This is a genomic window from Pseudoduganella sp., from assembly GCF_041914865.1.
In the GTDB taxonomy this organism is placed as follows: Bacteria; Pseudomonadota; Gammaproteobacteria; order Burkholderiales; family Burkholderiaceae_D; genus Rugamonas.
In genome coordinates this window covers 24,854-49,929 of sequence record NZ_JAYSCO010000034.1, presented here as the reverse complement: position 1 = coordinate 49,929, position 25,076 = coordinate 24,854, and the positions used below count along the sequence as shown (strand labels likewise).

The 25,076-nt window shown below is 68.2% G+C and carries 22 protein-coding genes; 13 read left to right on the top strand and 9 right to left on the bottom strand.

The genetic code is table 11. The features are described 5' to 3' along the window. Positions 1–6: 6 nt before the first annotated feature. Positions 7–534, bottom strand: coding sequence for a GbsR/MarR family transcriptional regulator (locus tag ACE3TQ_RS16390; RefSeq protein ID WP_374583353.1), 528 nt, complete (start codon positions 532–534; stop codon positions 7–9). Between the two features lie 43 nt (positions 535–577). Then, positions 578–1,597: an alpha/beta fold hydrolase gene (locus tag ACE3TQ_RS16385; protein ID WP_374583352.1), complete on the bottom strand. Its 1,020-nt coding sequence runs from the start codon at positions 1,595–1,597 to the stop codon at positions 578–580. Between the two features lie 73 nt (positions 1,598–1,670). On the opposite strand from ACE3TQ_RS16385, the gene ACE3TQ_RS16380 reads away from it, so the two are divergent. The 3 genes from ACE3TQ_RS16380 to ACE3TQ_RS16370 are packed head-to-tail and all read left to right on the top strand — an operon-like array spanning position 1,671 to position 4,944. Continuing rightward, on the top strand, positions 1,671–3,158 hold the full coding sequence (locus tag ACE3TQ_RS16380) for a S41 family peptidase (RefSeq protein ID WP_374583351.1): 1,488 nt from the start codon (positions 1,671–1,673) through the stop codon (positions 3,156–3,158). Positions 3,159–3,175: 17 nt separating this feature from the next. Further along, a complete protein-coding gene (locus tag ACE3TQ_RS16375) occupies positions 3,176–4,303 on the top strand; it encodes a DUF1624 domain-containing protein (RefSeq protein ID WP_374583350.1) in 1,128 nt (375 codons plus the stop codon). A 2-nt stretch (positions 4,304–4,305) separates the two neighbouring features. Further along, entirely contained in the window at positions 4,306–4,944 is a 639-nt protein-coding gene (locus ACE3TQ_RS16370; protein ID WP_374583349.1) for an SMI1/KNR4 family protein, read from the top strand. A gap of 6 nt (positions 4,945–4,950) precedes the next feature. Here ACE3TQ_RS16370 and ACE3TQ_RS16365 read toward each other — a convergent pair whose 3' ends face one another. Beyond that, on the bottom strand, positions 4,951–6,429 hold the full coding sequence (locus tag ACE3TQ_RS16365) for a DNA mismatch repair protein MutS (protein WP_374583348.1): 1,479 nt from the start codon (positions 6,427–6,429) through the stop codon (positions 4,951–4,953). Between the two features lie 206 nt (positions 6,430–6,635). Between ACE3TQ_RS16365 and ACE3TQ_RS16360 the strand changes: the two genes are divergently transcribed. The 9 genes from ACE3TQ_RS16360 to ACE3TQ_RS16320 all read left to right on the top strand — a co-directional run bounded on the left by ACE3TQ_RS16360 (position 6,636) and on the right by ACE3TQ_RS16320 (position 16,441). Beyond that, entirely contained in the window at positions 6,636–7,901 is a 1,266-nt protein-coding gene (locus ACE3TQ_RS16360) for an efflux RND transporter periplasmic adaptor subunit (protein ID WP_374583347.1), read from the top strand. 20 nt (positions 7,902–7,921) lie between these two features. Continuing rightward, entirely contained in the window at positions 7,922–8,626 is a 705-nt protein-coding gene (locus ACE3TQ_RS16355; protein ID WP_374583346.1) for an ABC transporter ATP-binding protein, read from the top strand. 1 nt (position 8,627) lies between these two features. Beyond that, complete coding sequence (locus tag ACE3TQ_RS16350; RefSeq protein ID WP_374583345.1) at positions 8,628–9,941, top strand: ABC transporter permease; 1,314 nt, start codon at positions 8,628–8,630, stop codon at positions 9,939–9,941. 7 nt (positions 9,942–9,948) lie between these two features. Next, the gene (locus tag ACE3TQ_RS16345) at positions 9,949–11,184 is read left to right on the top strand and encodes an ABC transporter permease (protein ID WP_374583344.1); all 1,236 of its coding nucleotides are present in this window, start codon (positions 9,949–9,951) and stop codon (positions 11,182–11,184) included. A 192-nt stretch (positions 11,185–11,376) separates the two neighbouring features. Then, complete coding sequence (locus ACE3TQ_RS16340) at positions 11,377–12,723, top strand: sigma-54-dependent transcriptional regulator (RefSeq protein ID WP_374583343.1); 1,347 nt, start codon at positions 11,377–11,379, stop codon at positions 12,721–12,723. After that, positions 12,720–14,051 carry a PAS domain-containing sensor histidine kinase gene (locus tag ACE3TQ_RS16335; protein WP_374583342.1) on the top strand — a complete coding sequence of 444 codons (1,332 nt, stop codon included), beginning with the start codon at positions 12,720–12,722 and terminating at the stop codon, positions 14,049–14,051. The genes ACE3TQ_RS16340 and ACE3TQ_RS16335 overlap by 4 nt, the downstream gene beginning before the upstream one ends. A 117-nt stretch (positions 14,052–14,168) precedes the next feature. After that, complete coding sequence (locus ACE3TQ_RS16330; RefSeq protein WP_374583341.1) at positions 14,169–14,708, top strand: FxDxF family PEP-CTERM protein; 540 nt, start codon at positions 14,169–14,171, stop codon at positions 14,706–14,708. Further along, complete coding sequence (locus ACE3TQ_RS16325; RefSeq protein WP_374583340.1) at positions 14,689–15,441, top strand: spermidine synthase; 753 nt, start codon at positions 14,689–14,691, stop codon at positions 15,439–15,441. Before ACE3TQ_RS16330 ends, ACE3TQ_RS16325 begins: the two co-directional genes overlap by 20 nt. Positions 15,442–15,817: 376 nt before the next feature. Continuing rightward, positions 15,818–16,441, top strand: a complete 624-nt coding sequence (locus ACE3TQ_RS16320; RefSeq protein ID WP_374583339.1) for a Crp/Fnr family transcriptional regulator — start codon at positions 15,818–15,820, stop codon at positions 16,439–16,441. Between the two features lie 8 nt (positions 16,442–16,449). Here the strand turns inward: ACE3TQ_RS16320 and ACE3TQ_RS16315 are convergent, their stop codons facing one another. Further along, positions 16,450–17,073 carry a Crp/Fnr family transcriptional regulator gene (locus ACE3TQ_RS16315; protein ID WP_374583338.1) on the bottom strand — a complete coding sequence of 208 codons (624 nt, stop codon included), beginning with the start codon at positions 17,071–17,073 and terminating at the stop codon, positions 16,450–16,452. A 90-nt stretch (positions 17,074–17,163) separates the two neighbouring features. Beyond that, positions 17,164–18,648, bottom strand: coding sequence for a PLP-dependent aminotransferase family protein (locus tag ACE3TQ_RS16310; protein WP_374583337.1), 1,485 nt, complete (start codon positions 18,646–18,648; stop codon positions 17,164–17,166). A 72-nt stretch (positions 18,649–18,720) separates the two neighbouring features. Here ACE3TQ_RS16310 and ACE3TQ_RS16305 point away from each other — a divergent pair, with 72 nt between their 5' ends. Next, positions 18,721–19,368 (top strand): pyridoxamine 5'-phosphate oxidase family protein, encoded by a 648-nt coding sequence (locus tag ACE3TQ_RS16305; RefSeq protein WP_374583336.1) that lies wholly within the window; start codon positions 18,721–18,723, stop codon positions 19,366–19,368. Between the two features lie 4 nt (positions 19,369–19,372). Here ACE3TQ_RS16305 and ACE3TQ_RS16300 read toward each other — a convergent pair whose 3' ends face one another. Genes ACE3TQ_RS16300 through ACE3TQ_RS16285 form a run of 4 tightly spaced genes read right to left on the bottom strand, consistent with a single transcriptional unit; the run spans position 19,373 to position 25,071 of the window. Next, positions 19,373–21,064, bottom strand: a complete 1,692-nt coding sequence (locus tag ACE3TQ_RS16300) for a hypothetical protein (protein ID WP_374583363.1) — start codon at positions 21,062–21,064, stop codon at positions 19,373–19,375. Positions 21,065–21,066: 2 nt separating this feature from the next. Beyond that, positions 21,067–23,178, bottom strand: coding sequence for a hypothetical protein (locus tag ACE3TQ_RS16295; RefSeq protein WP_374583335.1), 2,112 nt, complete (start codon positions 23,176–23,178; stop codon positions 21,067–21,069). Further along, a complete protein-coding gene (locus ACE3TQ_RS16290) occupies positions 23,159–24,184 on the bottom strand; it encodes a hypothetical protein (RefSeq protein ID WP_374583334.1) in 1,026 nt (341 codons plus the stop codon). Before ACE3TQ_RS16290 ends, ACE3TQ_RS16295 begins: the two co-directional genes overlap by 20 nt. Beyond that, on the bottom strand, positions 24,181–25,071 hold the full coding sequence (locus tag ACE3TQ_RS16285) for a DUF58 domain-containing protein (RefSeq protein WP_374583333.1): 891 nt from the start codon (positions 25,069–25,071) through the stop codon (positions 24,181–24,183). Before ACE3TQ_RS16285 ends, ACE3TQ_RS16290 begins: the two co-directional genes overlap by 4 nt. Between the last annotated feature and the right edge of the window lie 5 nt (positions 25,072–25,076).

The following is a 25,076-nucleotide window of genomic DNA, read 5'->3' as shown; positions in this document are numbered from 1 at the left end:
CTCCGCTCAGCGCTTGCCGCGCACGGCCCGGCTGATCTTGGCGCTGACGCCCAGCGTCTTCATCAAAGTCTCCGGTTTGTAGCGCAGCAGTTCATCCGACAGCGTCGCCATGATTTCAATGAACTTCAAGGTTTCCGCGATGCGCTCGCGCGTCCCCTCATCCTCCTCCGCGATGGCGGGGTTGGCCAGGCACTCCGCCAGCGCCACCGCCGTCGGGTCGATTTCGCGCTGGCGGCGGCCCGCCACGATCAGCTTGAACAGCTCCCACACATCGGTCGAGGTTTCGAAGTGGTCGCGCCGGTCGCCTTTCAGGTGCACCACCTTGACCAGGTTCCAGGACTGCAGCTCCTTCAGGCTGTTGCTGACGTTGGAGCGCGCCACGCCCAGCGTGTGCTGGATTTCCTCGGCGTCCATCGGGCGCGCCGCCAGGTAGAGCAAGGCGTGGATTTGCGCCACGGTGCGGTTGACGCCCCAGCGCGAACCCATCTCGCCCCAGTGCAGTACAAATCGTTCGGCAATCGGTTTCAGTTCCATGCCTGTCATTCTATCCTTACATTAATTTCTGTCAAGACAGAAATTACAGCGTTGGCCGCACGCGCTGCTCCAGCACGTTGAACTGGGCATCCATCAGCGGCTGGTTCGGGTCGTGGCCGGCGCGCGGCACCAGGACCAGCTCCTTGCGCGGCGCCTGGATGCGCTCGAAGTAGCGGCGCGTCACAGCGGCCGAGGTCAGCAGGTCGCGCTCGCCCTGCACCAGGTAGACCGGCAGCTTGAAGTCGGTGCCCAGCGCATACAGGTCGATCTTCGATTGCATGCCGTCGCCGCGCAGGCCGACAAACTGCAGGAAGGAGTAGTCTTCGCCCGCCTCATAATCGGCCATCGCCTTGGGCGTGGCGTAGATCGCTTCCGGCTGCCACCATTGCTTGGGTGGGGCATCGGTCGCCAGGTTCTCGTATTTGCGGATGGCGCGCCGCATGATGCCGAAGTTGCGCGGGTTGGTCCACGGCGGGGTGCCAAGCGCCTCCAGGCGCGGCAGGTGTTCGGCATCATTGGCCTGGCGCGCCAGCGCCAGCACGGCGCGGTAGGCATCCACCCCGTTCTCGTTCCCGTCGACCACCTGCGCCACGCCGACATAGGCGTGGAACTGCTCCGGACGCGCCTTCGCCATATGCACCGCCAGCACCGAACCCCAGGAGCTGCCCATCAGGATCAGCTTGCGCTGGCCCAGGTGCTGCGCCACCTGCTGCGCCACGGCCAGGCCGTCGTCGCGCAACTGCTCGATGCTGAGCGGCGTGCCTTCCGGCGGCGGGTTGGCGCCATACGTCATGCCGGAACCGCGCTGGTCCCACAGCACCACGGTGTAACGCTCGCGCCAGGCCTTGAACAAACCCTCGCCGTACGGCGTGAGCGGGTTGCCCGGGCCGCCATGCACATACAGCACGACCGGGTTGGCGCAGTTGCTGCCATCGATGGTCAGCCATTGCTGGATGCCGCCGGCTTCGATGAAGCGCCTTTCGTGGATAGGGCCAGCCTCGCAGCGTGCGAAGGCGGGCACACTGTTCGAGATGAGCAACAACAGCGTGAGCAGGAGACGCATACGGGTTCCGGGATGACGATTTGATAATTTGCCAGTATAGTACGCTTGCCTATTTTTCAACAGGAATTCCCCCGTGTTCAAGCACATCACCGGCGCATTGCTGCTGGCCGCCTGCAGCGCGGCCCAGGCCGCCTCCCCTTGGGCCGACCTGGCCAAAGCCGACCTCGATTTTGTCTACCAGACCGTGCGTGCCGACCATCCCGGCATGGTCGACCCGGACAACCCGTATTTCCGCGCCTGGGCCGAGCAAGGCTATGCGCAAGCCGTGGCGGCGCTGCCCAATGTGCGCTCGCTGCACGACGCGCAAGTGCTGCTGCGGCGCTACTTCGCCGGCTTTGCCGACGGCCATATGTGGCTCACCTATCGCTACGAGAAAGATGCGGTGCGCTGGGCCGGCATGCTGCTGCAGCGCCAGGGCAAGCGCTACGTGGTCGGCCACAGCGAGGAGGCCGCGGTGCCAGCCGGCGCCGAGCTGCTGGCCTGCGACGGGCGCCAGGTCGACACCCTGATCGAGGAAGACCTGGTACCGGGTGCGTTCAACAACCGCCAGCTCGACTGGCTCAAGACCGACCTCGCGAGCCGCGTGCTGGCGGTGGTGGAGCAGGACGTGCACCCGGAGTATGCGCGCTGCACCTTCGCCATCGAAGGCGCCACGCGGGAAGTTGCGCTCAACTGGCGCGAGTTCGCCCAGTTCAAGTTCGAAACGCTGTTGCAGACCATGCAGCCGCGGCTGGGCAAGGACAGCAGCATCACGGAAATCCGGCCCGGCGCCTATTGGGTGCGCCTGCCGCAATTCCAGCCCAACGACGCGCAGGTCAAGCAGCTCAACGACGTGGCCGCGCGCATGCCATCGCTGCGCAATGCGGAACTGGTGGTGTTCGATACGCGCGGCAACAGCGGCGGCAACTCGGCCTGGGGCTGGCGCGTGCTGGCCGGCCTGGTGGGCGACGCATACCTGCAGCAGCAGACCCGCAGCGCAGGCTATGCCGAATGGCGGGCCAGCGCGGGCAACCTGGCCTATATCCGCGACGGCCTCCTGCCGCGCCTTACGCGCCAGTATGGCGCCGGCCACAAGGACCTGGCCCAGTGGGAGTCGCTGCAGCGCCGCATGCAGCAAGCCATCGAACAGGGCCGGCCCTTCGTGCGCCAGGGCGAGGACGCAGCAGCGCCGGCGGGCAAGGCCGCCAGCACGAAGGCGGCCCCGCTGTCGACCGCGCGCATCGCGCTGGTCACGCAGTCGGGCTGCGCCAGCTCCTGCCTGGACTTTGCCGATTACGCGCTGGCCGTGCCAGGCACCGTGCACCTGGGAGAAACCACCGGCGCCGACACGGTGTATATGGACGTGCGGCCGCTGCCCCTGCCCAGTGGCCTGGGTCGCTTCTCGATGGCGCAGAAGGTCTATCGCGGCCGGACACGCGCGCACAACGCGGCTTACGTCCCGCACATCCCGTATCCGGGCGCGATCCATGACACGCCGGCGCTGCAATCGTGGACGATGCAACAGCTGACCGGCAAATCGCTTGCCCAAGGCAGCCCGGCCCACGACAATAGCAAGAAATAAACAACAGGGGCAGGGCGATGGAAAAGAGCTCGCGGCTTGCAAGCATCGACATGCTGCGCGGTCTGGTGATCGTGCTGATGGCACTGGACCATACGCGCGACTTCTTCGGTCCTGCGCTGTTCGATCCGGAAGACCTGGCCAAGACCACGCCGCTGTGGTTCGCCACGCGCTGGATCACGCACCTGTGCGCCTCTACCTTCGTGCTGCTGGCAGGCTGCTCGGCCTACCTGCGCGGCGGCAGGGACGGCGTGCCCGCCCTGTCGCGCTACCTGCTCACGCGCGGCCTGCTGCTGGTCGTGCTGGAGGCGACCTGGATCAGCTTCAGCTGGCAGTTCGGCTACAGCGTCACCATCCTGCAGGTGCTGTGGGCGCTGGGGATGGGCATGGTCTTCCTGGCCGCGCTGGTGTGGCTGCCCATGCCGGCCATTGCCGCCATTGCCGCCCTGCTGATCCTGCCGCATAACCTGCTCGACACTATCCACTCCAGCCATCCCCTGTGGCTGGCCTGGCATGAACGCGGCTTCTGGCCGGTGGCCGGCAACTACGGCGTGTATATCGCCTATCCGCTGATGCCGTGGCTTGGCCTGATCGCGGCCGGTTACGCACTGGGTCCGGTGTTCCGCTGGGACGCGGTGCGCCGCCAGCGCTTCCTGCTCGGTGCGGGCGCCGTGCTGCTGCTGGCGTTTGCGCTGCTGCGCAGCGGGAACTTCTACGGCGATCCCGACCCATGGTCGGCGCAGGGACGCGGCCTGGTGTGGGACTTCATCTCATTCATGCGCGTGCACAAGTACCCGCCCTCGCTGCTCTACCTGTGCGTCACGCTCGGTATCGCCCTGCCCTTGCTGGCCTGGTTCGAACGTTTGCGGCCGGTGCCGCTGCTGATGCTGTTCGGCGCCACGCCAATGTTCTTCTACGTTGTACACATTGCCATGATCCACTTTATGGCCGGCCCCTACTTCCTGCTGCGCTACGGCGCGCTGCCGGAAGGCGGCCCGGCCGGCTTCACCCTGCCGAAAGGCTATGAACCCTCGCTGGCCGTGGTCTACCTGGCGTGGATCGCCATGCTGGCGATTATGTACGGCCTGACCAAACTCTGGCTGCGCTGGCGCAAGCGCGGCGCGCACGCGCAGCCCGCAGCGGCCTGAATATGGCGCAGACATTTGCAGCAGTACTGGACCACTACCTGAAAACGATCCAGGAAAACGGATCGGCCACCCCGCGCGCGCTCAAGCCTTGCGCGGCGGTGGACATCGAAGGATTGAAGAAGCTCAGGGACGTCACGCCGTTTGACGACCTGGCCCATTTTTTCGCCCGCGTCGACGACTACGACGACGACGTCATGGACGATCTCGATTTGTTTGAGCCGCCCCTGGCATGGGGCATGTTCGCGCTATCGCTGCAGGACAGCATCAGCCATTACGAAGACGCGGCGTTCTGCGGCGGCAGCGAGAACCCGGATTACTGGCCATACGGTTTCCTGCCTATCATGCAGGATGGCTGCGGTTCCTATCTCGTGGTGAACTGCATCTCCTCCTCGCCTTCTTACGGCGCGGTCTACGATATGTGCCACGGTGTCGGCTGCAACCGCCTGGCCAACTCGCTGCAAGAGTTTTTTGCCGCCAGCACGCAGGAAGTCCTGGCCGGCCTGCGCAAGTATGACAACGACACGTCGGCAATCACGGTCGATGCCAGGGATTACCTGCAGCAAGCTGCACCGCTATTCGGCAACAGCCCCTACTTCGCCCGCGTCGGCCGCATGGACAGCCAGGTCGTCGACTGGAAGTAAGCAAAATCAGACCGACAGCAAGCGGCCCGTGAGGCTCTTGTAGACTTCGCGCGCGCGCTGTTCGATGGCGGGGTCGAAGCCGGACTGTGCCAGCAGGGTGAGGCCATTGGTTTCACTCAGCACGCCCGGCGTCAGCACCAGCCGGCCGGCGCGCTTTTGCACCAGCAGCGGAACGCAGCTCCGGTCCAGCAGGCGCGCCAGCACCACATTGTGCGACGACACCAGCACCGTGCCTTGCGCGGCCAGCTCCTCCAGCACGGCCGCGGCAGCGGATACCGATTCCATGTGGTTGGTGCCGCGAAAGATTTCGTCGATGATGTACACGGCGCGCTGCGGCTGGCGCGCCAGCGCCAGCAATTCATGCGCGCGCCGCAGCTCCGACTGGTACAGGCTTTCGCCGCCGGCCAGCGCGTCTTCGTTCTGCATGCTGGCAAACACCGGCAGGTTCGGCACGCGCGCCTGGGCTGCGTAGCAGAAGCCGAAGCCGCGCGCGGTCAGCAGGTTAAGGCCGACCGTACGCAGCAGGGTGCTCTTGCCGATGCCATTCTGGCCGCTGATAAAGGCGCTCTTGCCTTCCAGCGACAGGTCGAGCGCCTCGGCGTCGGGCAGCAAAGGGTGGGTCACCGCCTGCAGCTGGATCTCCTGCTCCCAGCCCTCCTCCGCCCAGCACCACAGCCCCTGCTGCGACAGGTGGCGCGCCAGCGCCAGGTCGGCATCCAGGTTGGCCACCAGCACGTAGCTCTCGCGCAGGAAAGCAGCGTGCTCGCGCACCAGGCCACGCGTCTTGTAATAGCGCTTCAGGTTCGCTTGCATCAGCCAGTTCGCATACTCGGCGACGCCGGGCACCGCCTCGGCGGCTCCCGCCGCAAGCTGGCCGCGCAGCTGGGCCGCTTGCTGCGCGCCGGGCGCACCGGCTTGCTGGCTATGGACGTAGAGCTGCAATTGCAGCGCTTGCGCAATGCCATCCCAGTACTGCATGCGCGCCTGGTGCGAGATCTGGATCGCCATCAGGGCCAGCGACAAGAGCACGGTCGGCACCAGCGCCGGCAACCAGAAAAAGCTGGCAGCCAAGCTGGCGAAAAAGGCCAGCGGCAGCAGCCACAGACAGGACGGCCAGCGCGGCACGGGCGGCAGCGGGGAAGCGGCGCCGTCGGCGGCATCCGCGACGAAGATCGACTCGGTCACCTCGGCGGAAGCACGGCGCAGCACTTGCATGGCTTCCTGCGCGCGCTCCAGGGCGCCGCCCCCGGCCAGCAGCGCCGCCACACGGCGGCGCGTGGCGGACAGCGCATCCGCGTCCAGCCCACGCCGCAGGCGGCGGTACAGCATCTGGCGGCCAAAGATGCTGGCACCGGCCCCCAGCGCTGCCAGGTAGGACGGCAGCAGCATGTCCTGCGCCGTTTGCGCGTCCACCGCACCATTGCCCTGCGCACCGGCCAGCTCATCGTAGCGCCTCAGTGCGCTCTCCGGGAACGGATACTCCACAGCCACACCCCTTGCCATAAACACAAGCCCATAAGTATAGCCGCTTACCAAAAAAACAAGTAGTCCGCCACACCGGGGCGGACGCCCGTGGACGCTGGCGGACAGCGGTCGTTGGCGAACGGACACTATAAAAATCAATCACTTAGTCACTGGCACGCTTCATGCATAAGCAAGATTGACCAAATCACCAACACCAGGACAAGAATATGATTCGCGACACCTCACACCAGGACCAAGTGATCGCCGCCCCGGCCGGCATGAAGACGCGCCGCAAGCTGGTGCTGCTGGCGGTCGGCGTGGCGCTGGCCGCCTCCGCCGCCGTGCTGGCCAAGGGCTGGAGCAGCAGCGAGCAATCCGTCAACGCCGCCCGCCTGCGCATCGGCGAAGTCACGCGCGGCACCCTGATCCGCGACGCCGCCGTCAATGGCCGCATCGTCGCCGCCGTCAGCCCCACGCTGTACTCCACTTCCACCTCCACCGTGGAGCTGAAGGTACACGCCGGCGACACCGTCAAAAAGGGGCAGGTACTGGCCGTGCTGGAATCGCCCGACCTGACAGACGAGCTGAAAAAAGAACAGACCCTGTTCAACGAGCTGCAGGCCGAAGTCTCGCGCCAGCAGATCCTGGCGCGCAAGCAGAAGCTGGCCGCCCAGCGCGACGCGGACACCGCCGAGATCGAGCGCCTGTCCGCCCTGCGCACGCTGCAGCGCTACGAAGGCGTGTCGAACGAAGGCATCATCGCCAAGATCGACCTGCAGAAGGCCAAGGACGCGCTGGCCGCCGCCGACATCCGCGCCAGGCACACCAAGCAGGCCGCCGAACTGGAAAGCGACAACGTCTCGCTCGAACTGAAAACCAAGACGGCCCAGATGGAGCGCCAGAAACTGGCCCTGGCCAACGCCCAGCGCCGCGTCGACGAGCTGACCGTGCGCGCGCCGGTGGACGGCTTTATCGGCACGCTGTCGGTGGCCAACCGCAGCATGGTGCAGCCCAACACCCCGCTCATGACCCTGGTCGACCTGTCGCAGCTGGAAGTGGAACTGGAAGTGCCGGAAACCTATGCCAACGACCTGGGCCTGGGCATGACCGCCGAGATCGAAGTGGCCGGCATCAAGACCAAGGGCAAGCTGTCGGCCCTGTCGCCGGAGGTGGTGAAGAACCAGGTGCTGGCGCGCGTGCGCTTCGACCAGCAGCCGGACGGCCTGCGCCAGAGCCAGCGCGTTTCGGCGCGCCTGCTGATCGACGAGAAGGCCAATGTGCTGATGGTGCCGCGCGGCCCCTTCGTCGAATCGGAAGGCGGGCGCTATGCCTACCTGGTGCAGGACGGCATCGCCGTGCGCACCCCGATCCAGATGGGCGCCACCAGCATCAATGCGGTGGAAATCGTCAACGGCTTGAAACAAGGCGACAAGATCGTGATCGCCGGTACTGAAACCTTCGAGAGCGCCAAGCGCGTTTCGATCAACAAATAACCCCTACGGAAAGGCACACCATGCTGCGCATGCAAAACCTGAGCAAAGTCTATCGCACCCACATGATCGAAACGCACGCCCTGCGCGGCTTTGAGATCGAAGTGAAGCAAGGCGAATTCGTCACCGTCACCGGCCCGTCCGGCTCCGGCAAGACCAGCTTCCTGAACATCGCCGGGTTGCTGGAGGAGTTCACCAGCGGCGAATACATCCTGGACGGCGTCAACGTCAAAGGCCTGGACGACAACGGCCGCTCGCGCCTGCGCAACGAGAAGCTGGGCTTCATCTTCCAGGGCTTCAATCTGATCCCCGACCTGAACCTGTTCGACAACGTCGACGTGCCGCTGCGCTACCGCGGCTTCAACGCGGCCGAACGCAAGGAGCGCATCGAAGACGCGCTGGCCAAGGTCGGCCTGGCCTCGCGCATGCGCCACTACCCGGCCGAGCTGTCGGGCGGCCAGCAGCAGCGCGTGGCGATCGCGCGCGCGCTGGCCGGCTCGCCCAAGCTGCTGCTGGCCGACGAACCGACCGGCAACCTGGACACCCAGATGGCGCGCGGCGTGATGGAGCTGCTGGAGGAGATCAACGCCGAAGGCACCACCATCCTGATGGTGACGCACGATCCGGAGCTGGCCCAGCGCACCCAGCGCAATGTCCACATCATCGACGGCCAGGTGTCCGACCTGGTGCGCAAGTCGCCGTCGCTGGTCGTCGCCAAGGAGGCTTGAGATGCTCGGCTACTACTTCATGCTGGGCGTGCGCAGCCTGCGCCGCAACCCGTTGCTGACCGCCCTGATGGTGCTGATCCTGGCGGTCGGCGTGGCCGCCAGCGTTTCCACCCTGACCATCCTGCACGTGATGTCGGGCGACCCGATCCCGCACAAGAGCGAGCGCCTGATCGTGCCCATGGTCGACAACGGCCCGGCCGAGAATTACCGTCCGGGCGACGAGCGCGGCGACGACCAGCTGTCCTACAAGGACGCGGTGGCGCTGCTGGCCTCCGGCCAGGGCGAGCGCCGCACCGTGATCCGCGGCGTGGGCGGCCCGATGGAGCCGCAGCGCAAGGACATCCCGGTCTTCGCCAGCTCCGGCCTGTCGCTGACCAGCGACTTCTTCGCCATGTTCGAAGTGCCGTTCAAGCACGGCAGCGCCTGGAGCGCGGCCGACGACAAGGCCGGCGCCGACGTGATGGTGCTGAGCGCCCGGCTGGCGGAAAAGCTGTTCGGCGACGCCAACCCGCTCGGCCAGCGCGTGCGCTTCATGGGCCAGGAATACGGCGTGGTCGGCGTCACCGCCGGCTGGAACCCGGTGCCGCGCTACCACCGCATCATCGGCGGCGACGGCGCCTTTGCCGAGGAGGACGAGTTCTACATCCCCTTCCACAACGCGATCCGCCACGAAATGCCGCACAACGGCAGCATGAGCTGCAACGACAACCGCGACCCCGGCTACCAGGCCCTGCTCGATTCCGAATGCACCTGGATCCAGCCCTGGGTCGAACTGCACAGCGCCGCCGACCGCGCACAGCTGAAGGCCTATATGGACGCCTACGTGGCGGAACAGGGCAAGCTCGGTCGCATGCCGCGCAAGGCGCCGGCCGAGCTGTATAACGTGATGGAGTGGCTGGAACACCGCAAGGTGGTGGGCAACGACAGCCGCCTGTCGGCCATGCTGGCCTTCGGCTTCCTGATCCTGTGCCTGGTCAACACCATCGGCCTGCTGCTGGCCAAGTTCTCGGTGCGCGCGCCGGAAGTGGGCGTGCGGCGCGCCCTGGGCGCCTCGCGCAAGGAAATCTTCACCCAGTTCCTGATCGAGAGCGCCGTGGTCGGCCTGGCCGGTGGCCTGCTTGGCCTGCTGCTCGCCCTGGGCGCCCTGTCGCTGATCGGCAGCGTCTCGAAAGCGCTGGAAATCACCACCCGCATGGACTGGCAGATGCTGGTCGTGACCTTCGTCATGTCAGTCGCCGCCGCCGTGCTGGCTGGCCTGCTGCCGACCTGGCGCGCCTGCCAGGTGACGCCCGCCATGCAACTCAAATCGCAGTGAGGAACTTATGGAAATCAAACCTATCTTTGCCGCGCTGATGCGCTCCAAGACCGGCCCGATCCTGGTGGCAGTGCAGGTGGCGCTCAGCCTGGCGATCCTGGCCAACGCCCTGCACATCGTCAACGTGCGGCAAGCCGTGGCGGCGCGCCCGACCGGCATCGCGCATGAAGAGGAAGTGTTCAACCTGCGCGTGCGCCCGCTGGTCATGGGCGGCCACCAGGAGCAGATCGCCACGCAGAAGGCGCAGGCGGCCGCCCTGCGCGCCGTGCCGGGCGTGGTGTCGGTGGCCGACACCAACCAGATCGTGCTGTCGAGTTCCGGCAACTACAACGGCATCGGCAACACCCGCGTGCAGGGCGCGCGCCTGCCGACCGCCGCCGGCTACTTCACGCCCGACTCGCTGGTCAAGACCTGGGGCCTGAACCTGGTGGAAGGGCGCGACTTCAACGCCGGCGACGTGCTGGAGATCGACCAGAACGCCAGCAAGGACTTCCCGACCACGGTCATCATCAGCAAAGCCACCGGCCAGAAATTGTGGCCGGACGCCGCCAGCTACGTCGGCAAGAAGCTGTACTTCGGCGCCGGCGACGGCGCGCGCGAGACCACCGTGGTCGGCGTGGTGGAGCGCCTGCAGACGCCGGGCGCGGCGATCGGCAACGACGGCGAGATGATCACCATGCTGCCGACCCGCCTGTCGGGCAATCCGCGCACCCTGTACACCGTGCGCGCCGAACCGGGCCAGCTGGACCGCGTGATGAAGGACGCCGAACAGGCGCTGCGCAAGCTGCACAATGGCCAGGTGGTGGTGCGCGCCACCACCCAGGCCGAGGAGCGCGTCAAGCGCTACCGCGCCGACAACGCGCTGGCGTGGATGCTGATCTCGGTCAGCGTGCTGCTGATGATGGTCACCGCCAGCGGCATCGTCGGCATGGCCAGCCTGTGGGTCACGCAGCGCCGCAAGCAGATCGGCGTGCGGCGCGCCCTGGGCGCGCGCAAGGTCGATATCCTGCGCTACTTCATCACCGAGAACCTGCTGATCACCACCACCGGTATCGCCGGCGGCCTGCTGGGGGCGCTGGCGCTCAACCAGCTGCTGGTGGCCAAGCTGGAGCTGGCGCGCCTGCCGGCCGAGTATATGCTGGCCGGCGCCGCCGCGTTCTGGGCGCTCGGGATTGCCGCCGTCTATGGGCCGGCCTGGCGCGCGGCGTCGATTTCGCCGGCGCTGGCGACGCGTTCTGCTTGAACCCCGGCAAACCAGGGTCTGACCCGAGGGTCAGACCCTTGTCTGCGGCGCTGCTGCCGGTTTGGGGTGGGCGCTGTTGATGTTCTGCGAAAGTCGACGGCGCACACCCCAGGCCAACGGCCTCAAAACCGGAATGGGTCTGACCCTGCGGGTCAGACCCAGGTTTCCCGGTTTTCCTGTATCCTTGCCCAAATGCCAACCGTACTCATAATCGACGACAACGCCGCCGTCGCAGTCGCCCTGGAAGTCCTGTTCTCCCTGCACGACATCGATGCGGTGCGCGCCGCCTCGCCGGAAGAGGGCCTGGCCCTGCTTGACCGCACTGTGATCGACCTGGTGGTGCAGGACATGAACTTCAGCGCCGACACCACCTCCGGCGAAGAAGGCGTGGCCCTGTTCCGCGCCATCCGCAAACGCCACCCCGACCTGCCGGTGATCCTGCTCACCGCCTGGACCCACCTTGACGCCGCCGTCGACCTGATCAAGGCCGGCGCCGCCGACTACCTGGCCAAGCCGTGGGACGACCAGCGCCTGGTGGCCACCGTGCGCAACCTGCTGGAACTGGGCCAGGCCAACCGCGCCCTCAGCCAGCACCGCAGCGACGAGCTGCGCCAGCGGCGCGAGCTGGAGCGCTACAACCTGCGCAATATGGTGTGGAACGACCCCGCCACCGAGCGCGTGATCGCGCTCGCCTGCCAGGTGGCGCGCGCCGACGTGCCGATCCTGATCACCGGCCCCAACGGCACCGGCAAGGAACGCATCGCCGACATCATCCAGGCCAACTCCGCCGTGCGCGATGGCCCGTTTGTCGTACTCAACTGCGGCGCCCTGCCGTCCGAGCTGATCGAAGCTGAACTGTTCGGCGCCGACGCCGGCGCCTACACCGGCGCCGCCAAAGCACGCGAAGGCAAGTTCGAAGCCGCCGACGGCGGCACCCTGTTCCTCGACGAAATCGGCAACCTGCCGCTGGCCGGCCAGATGAAGCTGCTGCGCGTGCTGGAAACCGGCCGCTTCGAGCGCCTCGGCTCCAACCGCGAACGGCAGGTGCAGGTGCGCGTGATCAGCGCCACCAATGCCGACCTGCCCGCCATGATCCGCGCCGGCACCTTCCGCGAAGACTTGTACTACCGCCTGAACGTGATCGAGCTGCGCCTGCCGCCGCTGGCCGAGCGGCCGGGCGACATCCTGCCGCTGGCGCGCCACTTCCTCGGCCCCGCACGGCACCTGCGGCCGGACGCCGAAGCCGCCCTGCTGGCGCACGGCTGGCCCGGCAATGTGCGCGAGCTGAAAAACGTCATGGCGCGCGCCAGCCTGCTGGCCAGCGGCGACGCCATCACCGTGCCCGACCTCGGCCTGCCGGCCGCCAGCGCGGCCAGCGCCGCCAGCCACGGCAGCAGCGACCAGGAACCCGACCGCGACGCCATCAGCGCCGCCCTGCAGCGCGCCAACGGCGTCGTGGCGCAAGCCGCCGCCGACCTTGGCCTGTCGCGCCAGGCGCTGTACCGCCGCATGGAACGCCTCGGCATCGCCCGCCCATGAGCGAACACGGCCCGAAAGCCTTGCGGCTTTCGCTCCTGACGCGCTGGTCGGCGCTGGTCGGCACGCTGACGGCCACCGGCATCCTGATCGCGCTCGGCCTGGACCAGCTGCTGCCACACCATCCGTCCATCGTGGTCGGCATTTCACTGCTGTGCCTGGTACCGCTGGCGGTGATCACCATCCGCGCCCAGCTGCAGCGCCAGCTCTCGCTGTACCGCGCCCTGACCGGCACCGTGAGCAGCTACCGCGACGGCGATTTTTCCTTCAGCCTGCACTGGCCGCATAACGACGAGTTGAGCGACCTGGTGGCGGCGCACAATGAGCTGGGCGAAGTGCTGCGCAAGCAGCGCCTGGGCCTGGTGCAGCGCGAACTGCTGCTCGACACCATGGTGCAGCACACGCCGGTCGCCATGCTACTGGTGGCCGACGGCGGCGCCATCGTCTTTGCCAACACGGCGGCGCGCCAGCTGGTCAACGATGGCCGCAAGCTGGAGGGCCTGCACCTGGCACAGTTGCTGGCACGCGTGCAGCCGGCGCTGCGCGAAGCCATGGACCGCGGCGGCGATGGCTTGTTCACCATCGGCGACAGCGAGGAGGAGGAAGTCTTCCACCTGGCGCGCCGCAGCTTCAGCCTGAACGGCCGCCCGCATGAGCTTGTACTGCTGCGCCAGCTGACCCAGGAACTGCGCCGGCAGGAAGTGCAGACCTGGAAGAAAGTGATCCGCGTGATCAGCCACGAGCTGAACAATTCGCTCGCGCCGCTGACCTCGCTGGCCCACTCGGGCGCCGAGCTGGTGCGGCGCGGCCAGACCGAGCGCCTGCCGCAAATCCTGGCCACCATCGAGGAACGCACGCGCCACCTGGAGAGCTTTATCCTGGGCTACGCGCGCTTCGCCAAACTGCCGACACCGCGCCTGGACCCGCAGCACTGGCGCCCCTTCCTGGCGGCACTGGCGGACCAGGTGCAGTTCAAGCTGCTGGGCGAAGTGCCCGAGGAAGCGCACGCCTTCGACCCGGCGCAGATGGAACAGGCGCTGCTGAACCTGCTGAAGAATGCGCATGAGTCCGGTTCGCCACCCGGCGACGTCGGCCTCGAGCTGCGCCGCGTGCAAGGCGTGCTGCGCATCGAGGTGCAGGACCGCGGCCCCGGCATGAGCGAGGCGGTGCTGGCCAACGCGCTGGTCCCGTTCTACTCCACCAAGCGCAGCGGTACCGGACTGGGCCTGGCGCTGGCGCGCGAAATCGCGGAAGCGCATGGCGGCCGCATCAGCCTGGCCAACCGCGAAGGCGGCGGCCTGGCCGTGGCCATGATCCTGCCGCTGGCCTGATTAAATGCGCGACCTTTGATCCCGCTCAAACTGTTGGCTTGCTCCCCAGCCAGGGCCAATCGTGCGGCATAAGTTGAAGAGTGCAGGCGCCTTGCCTGTACTTCCAGGAGAAGCATCATGGATATGCGCACTTTCCTGCCGGCCACCGCGCTGGCAGCCCTGCTGGCGGCAGCCGGCCCAGCCCAGGCGGACGATCTGACCAGCAACGTCAACCTGGGCGGCAGCGCCACCAGCCAGACGGCCAGCTTCGGCGTCACCCACCTCGAGCTGGGCAGCTTTACCGATACCTTCAACTTCTCGCCCAGCAGCGGCAGCTTCATCGTCGACGCCAGCCTGGTCACGATCGGCTTCACGCCGGCGGCCGACGTCACCTTCACCTCGGCCGCCGTGAACGGCCATGCCATGACGCTGACCGGGGCCGGCATCTTCGAATACGGCTTCCTGACGCCGACCACCATCCTGGGCCCGCTGGTGCTGACCGTGATGGGTTATGTCGATACCCCCGGCGGCATGGGCCCGGCCTCGGCCAGCTATTCGGGCACGCTGAATGTCAGCGCGGTGCCGGAACCGTCGTCCTGGCTGCTGCTGCTGGCGGGCCTGGCCGTGGTGGGTGGATGCGGGCTGGTAAACTATCGGAATGCCAAACCGTCGATTTAACCAGCCTGGTTTTCCTCCCGCCACCATCACGGAGTTTGAAGGGGTACGTTCGCTGCACCTGGGTACGTCCTGGGTGCAGGGCGCGATGCGCATCGCCAAGCCCGACATGATCGAGCTTGAATACGTACGCATGATGATGATGTGGACCCTGTTCCAGTCCGCGCCGCGCCATATCGTGCAGCTTGGGCTGGGCAGCGCAGCCCTGACCAAATTCAGCTACCGCCAGTTTCCCAAGGCGCGCGTGACCGCCATCGAGCTCAATCCCAATGTGATCGCCATGTGCGAGGAAAAGTTCGCCCTGCCGCCGAACGACGGCCGGCTCGACGTGCGGCAAATGAACGCCATGGATTTTGTGCTGGACCGGCGCAACCACGGCACGGTCGATGTGCTGCAGGTGGACTTGTACGACGAGGCGGCGCGCGGTCCGGTGCTCGACACCCCGGAGTTCTACCAGGCCTGCGCCGATTGCCTGGGGCCGGACGGCATCATGACCACCAATGTCTTCGGCGACTTCGACAACTACGGCAAGAACCTGGAACACATGGAACAGGTGTTCGATGCCGTGGTCTGGCTGCCGGAGGTGCACGATGCCAATATCGTGGTGATCGCCTTCAAGCGCGCGCCTTCGGTCGACTTTGCCGTGCTGTATGAACGGGCGGCGCAGATCCGCAAGACCATGAACCTGGACGCTCGTCCCTGGGTCGATGGATTACGCGACTGGATGGAAAGTTAAGCCCGGCAGGAAAACGCTTACCGTCCATCCCTGCCGCGCCGGCCGGGACCGTGGCGCAGGATGCGCGCACTGGCCGGCACGCCGCGCCAGCCGATGGCCGCCCCGCCCTTTGCGCACTCCGCAAGGCGTGGTACCGCGGCAGTCCGCGCGCCTCATGCTGCCGCGGCGCTGCCGCGGCCGGCCGCGTAGTATAGCTACAAACGCGTCGGCCTTTCGTTTAAATAGTTGAATTTTTTCAGGCACTTATTAAAATTGGCCTGGGCTACGCAACAGTTTCGTTGGTGCTATTGCAGCGCTCCTATCGGTAGTTTATATTGCCACGCCTTTCGTTTCAGGCTGGAAACAATATTGTCAATAAGACCAAGAGTTCACTGCGATGCCCGACGTATTTCTGCAACAGCGCGAAGAGTTCAGCGCCTACACCATGAGCCGGGTCGGCGTATCGCGCGAACTGTTCGATGAATTCAATCGTTTACTGGCGCCCCATGTGACGCAGGTGCAGTTCCGCAAGGGCGACTACCTGCAGCGCGCCGGGGTGCCGGCCACCGTTGCCTACTGGCTGTACCGCGGTGTGGCGCGGCGCGGCATGCTGACCAAGGACGGCAACGATGTGACGATGGCGTTTTCGGCGGAAGGCGATTCCTGCGGTTCGCACCACGACCTGCTGGCGGCGGCCGATGGCCAGCCGGCGCAGGAGTTCATCGTGGCGGAAACCGCCGTGACGGCGGTGCGCGTGGAATGGGCCGCGCTGGCGCGGCTGCGCGAAGAGCACAGCATCATGCGCGAGTACTACCTGAAGGTGTCGGAGCATTCGATCCGCCGCTACTCGCAAAGCTGCCTGATCCGCAGCATGACCTCGGCCAATTGCCGCCTGGCGGCGTTCCGCGAGCAGTATCCGGGGCTGGAGCATCGCATCTCGCAAAAATCGCTCGCCTCCTTCCTTGGCATCACCCCGCAATACATGTCGACGCTCCTGCGGCAGGAGCGTCCGGAAGATTAAGCCGCTTCTTAGGCCGCTTCCTGCTCGCGGCGCATCAGCTGCGACAGGTAGGCCGGCGTGATCTGCAGGTAGGACGCCAGCACCTTCTGCGAAATCCGGCGTTCCAGGTTGGGATACTCGGCGCGGAAGCAGGCCAAGCGCTCTTCCGCGCTGGAGGCGGTGTGCGTCACAAAGCGGCGCGCCTGGCTGCATACGGCGAATTCCAGCATGCGCGTCATGTACGCCATCAGCACCGGATGGCGGGCGCGCGCAAGCGACATCTGCTCCCAGTCGAAGCGGAAACCCTGCACCGAGGTCTCGGCCACGATGAAGGAGCGCGACGGCTGCTCGCCGCGCACTTCCAGCAGGTCCTCGTAGGCGTTGGCGATATTGCCTTCGGTCGCGAAGCGCATGGTCACTTCGTTGCCACCCTGGCTCACGTAGCCCACCCGCGCCACGCCGCCGGTCAGCCAGAACACTTCGCGCGTGGTCTGGCCGACGCGCTGCAGCAGCTCACCGCGGCGGGCGGCGAAGGGCACGGCCAGCGACGCGATGCACTGGCTGGTTTCGTCAAAAAGTTGTTCATCGACGCCGTAGCGCGCCATCATGTCGGCTTTGTAATGCTGCCGTAGCTTCAGGAAATGCTGATTCATTGCGCCCCAGTTATGTTTTTTGTTTTCACTACATCCGGTCAGGCCAGATTTAGTTCATTCTAAAAACAAGCGGTCGTTCGAAATGATCAACTATTTGAACTTTTGGCGGAAATTTTCATAAGCTGCGAGGTGTACAACACTTGCCAGGCGCCGCACCAGGCCATCCATCTGCGCCGGCGCCACCTGGCCGTAGCCCAGCGCCAGGCCATGCCAGTTGCTGTGCTCCCCCACCGCATGCACGCTCAGGGCATTGGCGACGATGCCTTCCGTGGCGCGGATGCGGCGGCTGATGTCCACGTCCGACAGGCGCGGGTCGTGCCAGCGCAGCGACAGGTGCATGCCGGCCGACGCCCCTTGCACGCTGGCGATGCTGCCCAGGTGCGTGTGCAGGGCCTGCACCAGCGCGTCGCGCCGCTCCCGGTACAGGCGGCGCATGCGGCGCAGGTGCAGCGCGAACTGGCCGCTGCGCAGGAACTCGGCCAGCGCCAGCTGGTCGGCCGCGCGCCCGCGCGACGCCGATTGCTGGCGCATCGCCGCCAGCGGCTGCACCAGCCAGGGCGGCACCACCAGGTAGCCGATGCGCAGGCCGGGGAACATGGTCTTGCTGAAGGTGCCGCAGTACAGCACCGGCGCATCCGGCTGCAGGCCCTGCATGCAGGCCAGCGGCGGCCCGTCGTGGCGGAATTCGCTGTCGTAGTCGTCCTCGATGATCAGGGCGCCGCAGGCGCGCGCGCCGTCGATCAGGGCCAGGCGGCGCGCCAGCGACAGCACGGTGCCGGTCGGGTACTGGTGCGAGGGCGTGGTGTAGATCAGGCGCGGCGGGCGTTCCTGCCAGTCCTGCGGACGCGGTGCAATGCCTTCCTCGTCAACGTCGATCGCTTCCAGCCGCAGGCTGGCGGCGCGGAAGGCGGCCATGGCGCCGCCGTAGCCGGGATTTTCCATCCACAGCGTCTCGCCGGCGTCGGCGCAGGCGCGCCCGCACAGGTCAAGGCTGCTCTGGCTGCCGTCGGTGATGAACACTTGCGCCGGCTCGCACACCACGCCGCGCGAGGCGCGCAGGTAGTCGGCGATGGCTTCGCGCAGCACCGGTTCGCCGCACGGGTCGCCGTAATTCAGCTTGTCCGTCGGCAGGTTGCGCCAGGCGCGTTCCAGCATGCGGCGCCACAGGCCGATCGGAAAGCTGGGCAGGTCGGGCACGCCCGGCACGAAGGGCGCGCCGATGGCGGCCGACACCGTGAGGTTGCGCAGGTTCTGCGCGCGCTGCGACAAGCCCCGGTACGGCAGCGCGCTGCTGGCCTGGCGCGGCCGCCCGCCGGCCAGCGCGGCGACCACGGTGCCGCTGCGGCCTGTGGCGACATAGCCTTCGCTGGCCAGCTGCTCGTAGGCATACAGCACCGTGTTGCGCGCCACGCCCAGCTCCGCCGCCAGGGCGCGCGTGGCCACCAGGCGCGTCCCCGGCGCCAGCGTGCCATCGCGGATGGCGGCGCGCAGGCATTCGTGCAGCAGGCGTTGGCGCGGCCAGCCGTGGTGGCCGTGGCTGGCGGTGAAACTGGCGATCAGCAGTGCGTAATCCAAAAACGTGGCTCCATGGTTTTGCATACCCCTGGACCTGTTGCAGGGGCCATCAACTGATTATATTCCGTTGCCATGAAAACATCACATCCCCCATCCGACCGCACCCGCGTGCGTCGTGGCGCCGGCAATGCCGCCTATGAACCTGAGCTGGTGCGCGCCATCGTCGACGCCGCCTACATCTGCCATATCGCCTTCAGCGACGGGCACGGCGCCCATTGCATCCCGACCGCCTGCTGGCGCGAAGGCGACCACCTCTACATCCATGGCTCGAACGGCAGCCGCATGCTGAAGCAGCTGATGGCGCAGGATGCCTGCGTCACCATCACCCTCCTGGACGGGCTGGTGCTGGCGCGTTCGGCCTTCAACCACACGATGAACTACCGTTCGGTCATGATCTACGGCCGCTTTGAAATGGTGGACGAGGCCGAGCAGCGCCGTGCGCTGGACGCCTTCATGGACCACCTGGCGCCGGGCCGCAACGCGGAAGTGCGCGGCGGCAGCGACAAGGAGCATGCGGCCACCACGGTGCTGCGCATTGCGCTGGCCGAGGCGGCGTGCAAGGTGCGCAGCGGCGGCCCGGAGGATGACGAGGAAGACATGGGCATCGCGGCCTGGGCCGGCGAGCTGCCGTTCACCCACCAGCGCGGCGCGCCGGTGCCCGACCCGGCCTGCACGGTGGCGGCGCCGGCCTATGTGCGCGCGTGGGCCAGCGCGGCCTGACCTGTCAACGACGCTCGCGCCACCAGAGCGCGAGCATGCTGGCCGCAAAGGCCAGTCCCAGCAACCAGCGCGGCACGGCGCCGGCCATGGCCGCCAGCCACCCCGCGCCAGGGCGCGCGCCGGCGTCGCCGCTGCCATCCTGCGCGCGCGCCAGGCCGCGCGCGACCGGCTGGGCTGCCTGCGCCGCATAGCGCGCCGTCGCATCATGCCGCAGGGCGGCCTGCCAGGCCGGCCAATCCTGCGCGCCGAACACATACATCTCGCTGTGCTCGTCGCCGCTGGCCAGCGGCAACCAGCCGGCCGCGCGCGGCCAGAACGCCGCGCACGCCGCATCCGCGCGTTCGCTGCGCGCCTGCCAGCGCAAGGTTTCCTGCCCTGCGCTGAGCGTGCCGCCGCTGGCGACGCCCTGCGCGCATACTTCGCTGCGCAAGCCCGGCAACGGCATCGGCTGCGCATCGATCCAGCGCACTTTCTGCTCGCTGCCCGCTGCCGCCAGGTCCATCACCTGCTGCCACCACGCGCCCAACGCTGCCGGTTCACTGATCGCATGGCGGTGCCAGTCGCGCACGCCCAGCCACAGGATGCGGCCCTTCTGCCAGCTGCGCTGCCACAGCCAGGGCTTGCCATCCTTGTCGCGCGCCACGGCCTGCCAGGCGCCGGCGCCGCCTTGCGGCAACTGCGCGCCCGGCGCGAAGGCCAGCGTCGCTCCCGGCAAGGCCAGGCGGCGCACTTCCTCCTGCTCGGTGGTGGCCGACTGCGCCGCCAGGCGCAGGCCCAGCTCGCGCTGCCACAGCGCGGCATCGTCGGCATTCCCGCCCAGCACCAGCAGCGGCAACCCCTGCGCCACCTGCGCCAGCGCGCTGCGCAAGCCGCCGCGCTCCAGCCAGGCCGCATCGGCCACCAGCGCGTTCGGATGCGCCAGCGGTGCGCGCGCTTCTTCGCTGCGCGTGAGCGACTTGCCCAGCGTGGTCTGCCAATCGACGATGGCGTTGGAATCCGTCAGCAGCTGGTTCAATGCGCGCGTGTCGAAGGACGGCGCGCCAAAGCGGCCCTGCACCTGCAGCGGCACGGCATCCAGCACGCGCAGCGGCACCGGGCCTTGCGCGAAGACCTTGCCATCCTTGTCCAGCAGGCGCGCCTGCAGCACCATGGATTCCGGCATCGGCGGCTGCCATTGCACCGTCAAGGACTGCGCCGCCGCAGCGGCCCGCGCCTCGCCCAGCACCTGCCCGTTCTCGGCCAGCAGCTGCAGGCGCCAGCCCGCCTGCGCGCTGCCGCCGCGCCGCACGGTCAGCGCGAAAGCGCGCCCGAGCGGCAGGGCACGCGGGAAGTCGAGCCAGAGCAGACCGTCGGCCGCCGGGGTCCACTGCAGCGGGCGCACCGGCAGGTCGCGCCATTGCGCCTCGTGCAGGCCATGGCCCTGCAGCTGGACGCTGGACGCTGCCGGCAAGGCCGCCAGCGCGGCGGCCAGGCGCTCGCCCGGCAGCACGGCGCCGCCCTTGCCCCAGTCCTCGCTATCGAGCACGACGGCCTGCCCTGCTCGATCCGGCGCCGCCGGTGCCGCCAGCAGCGCCGCCAGCGCGGCGCCGGCCACGGTCGCCAGGCCGGCATCCGTCCAGCGCTTGCCGCGCGCATACAGCAGGGCACTGGCGGCGCCCGCCACCGCGGCGCCGCCGCACAGCAGGTTGATATCCACGTTCAAGGCGCTTCCTTCCCTTGCAATACCTGGCCAAAGCGCGTCTGCGCCTGCGGCCGCGCCTGCAGCAGGACGGCCGGCTGCGTCACCGTCGCGCGCAGCCAGGCGCGCAGCTGGGCGCGGCACGGCTGGCAGCCGTCGGCCACATCCTGCACCGCTGCCTGCGCGGCCAGGCGCTGTTCCTCATCGGCGATGCGCGCCACGGCTTCCCGCGCCGGCTTGCTCCACAGCGCCGGCAGCGCGCCGTCGCCGCCCAGCACCCGCACCAGCTCGCGCAAGTCGGCCGGCACGAATTCATTGGCGGCGCCCTGCGCGCGGCGGTAGCTGGCCGCACCGGCCATGTCGCCGCTCATGCGCTTCTCTTCCTTGATGGCGGGCGGCACGAAGGCGGTGCGGTGCAGGTAGACGCGCTCGGCCTGCTGCAGCTCCTTGATCGCGCCCAGCGCCTTGTACTCGGGCGGCAGCGCCGGCTTCGGCGCGATGGCGCGCAGCTGCTTCTCGGCGTCCCACATGGCCGCCAGTGCGCGGCGCAGCACTTCCTTGGTGGCCGGGTCGAAGATGGTGGCATTGCCTTCCTGGTCGTGCGCGTGGCCGAACTGGGCGGCGATATCGCCGGTGCCGAAGCCGCCTGGGCCATGGGTCGGTCCGCCCGCGCCGGCGCCGCCGTGCTCATGGCCGTCGCCCTCGCTATGCTCCTCATCGCCGAACAGCGACGATTCCTCGCCCAGGAACTGGCCATAGCGCAGGCGCAGCTTGGCCTGGTCGCCGGCGATCTTCTCGCTGCGCGCGCGCAGTTCGGCGGCGCCGATGCGCGGCATGTCGGCCACCAGCTGCTCGGTGTCGATGATGATCTGGCGCTGGCTGCGCAGGTTTTCCGGTTTCACCATGGACGGCAGCGCGGTCGACTCCAGCGCCTCGCCCTGCAGGCCGGGCAAGCGCAGCGTGTAGGTGGGCGACTGGGCGATGTGCGGCTCGGGCGCGTTGTCGCTGGCGCGCACAAAGAAGTACAGCTCATCGCCGGGCTCCATGCCCAGCTCTTTCAGCATCCACTGCCTGCTCCAGCTGCGCTTGCGCGGGTCGGACGATGCCGGCAGCGGGCTTTCCTTGTCGGTGAAGCGGATGTTCTCGCCGCTGCCGCGCGCAAGCGTCATATGCAGCGTGGCTTTGGCAATGGCGTAGTCGTCGCTGACGCTGACGCTGATCTGCGCGCTTTGCGCATCCGGCTTGAGCACGGTGACCGATTCGTTGGGCGCCGTGATGGCCACTTGCGGCGCCTGGTCCGGCGTGACGCGGATGGTGTAGCGCTGGGCCGGGTCTTTGCGGCTGCGCCAGAAGACGGAATCGCTGGCCAGCATCTCGGCACATGCCCCCGCCGCAGCCTGCAGCGTGTGGCCATCGCTCAGTTCAATCGCGGCGTCGGCGCCGTGGGCGCACCAGCGCAGCTTGCTGTGCTGCGGCACTTGCAGGTCGCGCGGCGCGCCTTCGCTCGATGGGGCGCCGGTGTAGGCCGGTGGCACGGCGTGCAGGCTGATGCCGCTCTTTGCGATGGCTGCCTTGGTGGCTTCGCTGCCGCCTTGCGGGGCGATGCGCTGTGGCGAGTGGGCGGCGGCATAGGCCCATGCGGCGGCCGCCGCCACCGCCGCCAGCGCCAGGGGAATGGCATTGAAGCGGGCCTTTATCCGGGCGATGCTGTGCAGGCGCTCCTCATCCAGCGCGCTGTCGATGCGCGCCAGCAGGCGGTTGCGCTGCAAGGCGCCCAGTGGCGTCGCTGGGGCGGCGGCCAGCAGGGCGCTGCTGTCTTCCAGTTCCGGCACGGCGTCGTTCAGCCAGGCCGGGAGCTGCTCCTCGATGCGCCGGCGCCAAAGGGCGAAGTCGGCGGCGGCCCAGAGCAGGGCTACGGCGGCCAGGGCCAGGGGGATCGTCAGGCTGAGCGTCCGGCCGTCGCGTGCGGCACTGGCACTGCCGGCAGGGCCGAAGGCACCGGCCAGGATGGCGGCCGCCAGTGCGGCGGCCGGCAGCAGCGGCAGCAGCCAGCTGGCGGCGCGGCGCCGGATCAGGGCTTGCAGCATGCGCTGGCGCACGCTGGCCAGGTGGTCAGCTGCGGCGGCGTGCATGGGTCAGTATCCTTTCAATTGCAAACAATGCCAGCAGGGCCAAGGCCAGCCATTCGGGCGAGCGGGCCAGCGGCGCCGGCAGCGGCTTCTGGCGCGCGGCGCTGAACTGCTGCGCCGGCAGCGGGTACGGCGCGGGGCGCGCGGTGGCGGCTTGCCAGCGTTCGTACAGGGCGCGCGCGGCCTCGATGTCTTGCAGCGGCCATTGCGCGGCGCTCCAGATGGTGCCTTGCGGGCTGTGCGTCTCGCCGGCGGCAGCGCCGGTGCGCCACCAGAGTTGCGCCTTCCAGTCCGGCGGCGGCGCCGCGTCGGCCTTGTCCCAGACGATCAGTTCCGTTTCGGGCCGGGGCGCGTCGCCCAGGATGTAGCGGTTGGCGCCGTCGGCTGCCGTGCCGAAAGCGGCGAACAGGGCTTGCCACTGGGGCATCCGCGCGGCGGGCGCCACGACCACGATGTGGCGCGCGCGCGGTGCGCGCTCCGCCGCAGGGACGGCGGCCGCCGCGGCGGGCGTGGCCGGCGCGATGCGCAGGTCGACGGGATGGGCCAGGCGCGGCGGCAGCGCGGGCATGGCGGCGGCGGCGGATGTGGCCGGGGCGAGGATGAGGAAGCGCGCTTCCGGGCGCCATTCGTGCTCATGGCGCGCGAGCCAGTGCCATGCGTCGTCCGGCAGCGGCTGGCGCTCGGCGCCGCCCATGCCGGCAGACTGGATCTGCTGCTCGGCCCAGGCGGAGCGCTCGACAGATGCGGCGACAAACACGGTATCGCCTTTCCACGGCATGGCCAGCACCGCCAGCCAGGCAATCAGTGCAAGCAGCAGCGCCAGGCGCGCCAGCAGTAGCGGCACATCGGACCAGCGCAGCATGCGCTGCTGCTGCGGCGTGGCGGCGGGCAGGAAGCGCGCCGTGGCCAGCAGGTCGGTGCGCGTGCGTTCGCGTTTGCGCATATGCCACCACACCGGCAGCAACAGCAGCGGCAGGGCGAACCACCACAAAGGCTGCATGCTGGTCATGGCCGCCGTGCCTCCGGGTTGCGCAGCCAGGCGCGCAGGACTTCGCCCAGCGGCTGCTCGATGCGCGCCTCGCACAACGGCACGTCGTGCTGGCGGCACGCGCTGCGCACGGCATCGAAGTGGCTTTCCAGCGCCGCGCGGTAATGGTCGCGCTCGGAGCGGCTGAAACTGTGCAGCCCCGTCCCCGCCTCCGGGTCGCGGTAGGCGTGTCCCTGCGGGAAATGCCCTTCCACCTCGGCCTCGGTGCGCAGGGCCAGCAGGCGCACGTCGTGCCGCATATGGCGCAGGCGCACCAGCGCCTCGCCCAGCGGCGACGGCCAGTCCAGCGCATCGGAAGCGGCAAACACCATGCTTTGCGAGCGTGCGAAATGCAGGCTGGCGCGCAGCGTTTCGGCATCGGGCAATGCGCCGGACGGCGTGGCGCGCTGCAAGGCGGCCAGCACACGCTGCAGCTGGCGCGGCCCGCGCGACGCCGGCGTGAACTCGATGCGCCCGCCCGACAGCACCAGCAGGCCGAACGCGTCGCCCTGGCGCTGCGCGATCGCCGCCACGCACGCCAGCGCGGTGCGCGCAAACCAGTGCTTGCTCAGGCCATCCACGCGGCGGCTCGGCTCGGCCATGGAGGCGGTGGCATCCAGCACCAGCCAGGCCGCCACATGGCTGTCGCGCTCCGCCTCGCGCACGTAGTAGCGGTCGGCGCGCGCCAGCAGCTTCCAGTCCACGCGGCGCCACTCGTCGCCGGGCGCGTAGGCACGGTATTCCGAAAATTCGACGCCGGCGCCGCGTTCGCGGCCCGCATGGATGCCATGGCCGAGACCCGCCAGCACATGGCGGATCACCAGCTCAAGGTCGGCGGAGTGCGCCAGCAGCGCAGGGGTTTCCAGCATGCTCG

Coding starts and splice junctions, on each gene's coding strand:
- ACE3TQ_RS16390 (WP_374583353.1), bottom strand. CDS start 534: ATGGAACTGAAACCGATTGCCGAACGATTTGTACTGCACTGGGGCGAG.
- ACE3TQ_RS16385 (WP_374583352.1), bottom strand. CDS start 1,597: ATGCGTCTCCTGCTCACGCTGTTGTTGCTCATCTCGAACAGTGTGCCC.
- ACE3TQ_RS16375 (WP_374583350.1), top strand. CDS start 3,176: ATGGAAAAGAGCTCGCGGCTTGCAAGCATCGACATGCTGCGCGGTCTG.
- ACE3TQ_RS16370 (WP_374583349.1), top strand. CDS start 4,306: ATGGCGCAGACATTTGCAGCAGTACTGGACCACTACCTGAAAACGATC.
- ACE3TQ_RS16360 (WP_374583347.1), top strand. CDS start 6,636: ATGATTCGCGACACCTCACACCAGGACCAAGTGATCGCCGCCCCGGCC.
- ACE3TQ_RS16355 (WP_374583346.1), top strand. CDS start 7,922: ATGCTGCGCATGCAAAACCTGAGCAAAGTCTATCGCACCCACATGATC.
- ACE3TQ_RS16350 (WP_374583345.1), top strand. CDS start 8,628: ATGCTCGGCTACTACTTCATGCTGGGCGTGCGCAGCCTGCGCCGCAAC.
- ACE3TQ_RS16345 (WP_374583344.1), top strand. CDS start 9,949: ATGGAAATCAAACCTATCTTTGCCGCGCTGATGCGCTCCAAGACCGGC.
- ACE3TQ_RS16340 (WP_374583343.1), top strand. CDS start 11,377: ATGCCAACCGTACTCATAATCGACGACAACGCCGCCGTCGCAGTCGCC.
- ACE3TQ_RS16335 (WP_374583342.1), top strand. CDS start 12,720: ATGAGCGAACACGGCCCGAAAGCCTTGCGGCTTTCGCTCCTGACGCGC.
- ACE3TQ_RS16330 (WP_374583341.1), top strand. CDS start 14,169: ATGGATATGCGCACTTTCCTGCCGGCCACCGCGCTGGCAGCCCTGCTG.
- ACE3TQ_RS16325 (WP_374583340.1), top strand. CDS start 14,689: ATGCCAAACCGTCGATTTAACCAGCCTGGTTTTCCTCCCGCCACCATC.
- ACE3TQ_RS16320 (WP_374583339.1), top strand. CDS start 15,818: ATGCCCGACGTATTTCTGCAACAGCGCGAAGAGTTCAGCGCCTACACC.
- ACE3TQ_RS16315 (WP_374583338.1), bottom strand. CDS start 17,073: ATGAATCAGCATTTCCTGAAGCTACGGCAGCATTACAAAGCCGACATG.
- ACE3TQ_RS16305 (WP_374583336.1), top strand. CDS start 18,721: ATGAAAACATCACATCCCCCATCCGACCGCACCCGCGTGCGTCGTGGC.
- ACE3TQ_RS16295 (WP_374583335.1), bottom strand. CDS start 23,178: ATGCACGCCGCCGCAGCTGACCACCTGGCCAGCGTGCGCCAGCGCATG.
- ACE3TQ_RS16290 (WP_374583334.1), bottom strand. CDS start 24,184: ATGACCAGCATGCAGCCTTTGTGGTGGTTCGCCCTGCCGCTGCTGTTG.
- ACE3TQ_RS16285 (WP_374583333.1), bottom strand. CDS start 25,071: ATGCTGGAAACCCCTGCGCTGCTGGCGCACTCCGCCGACCTTGAGCTG.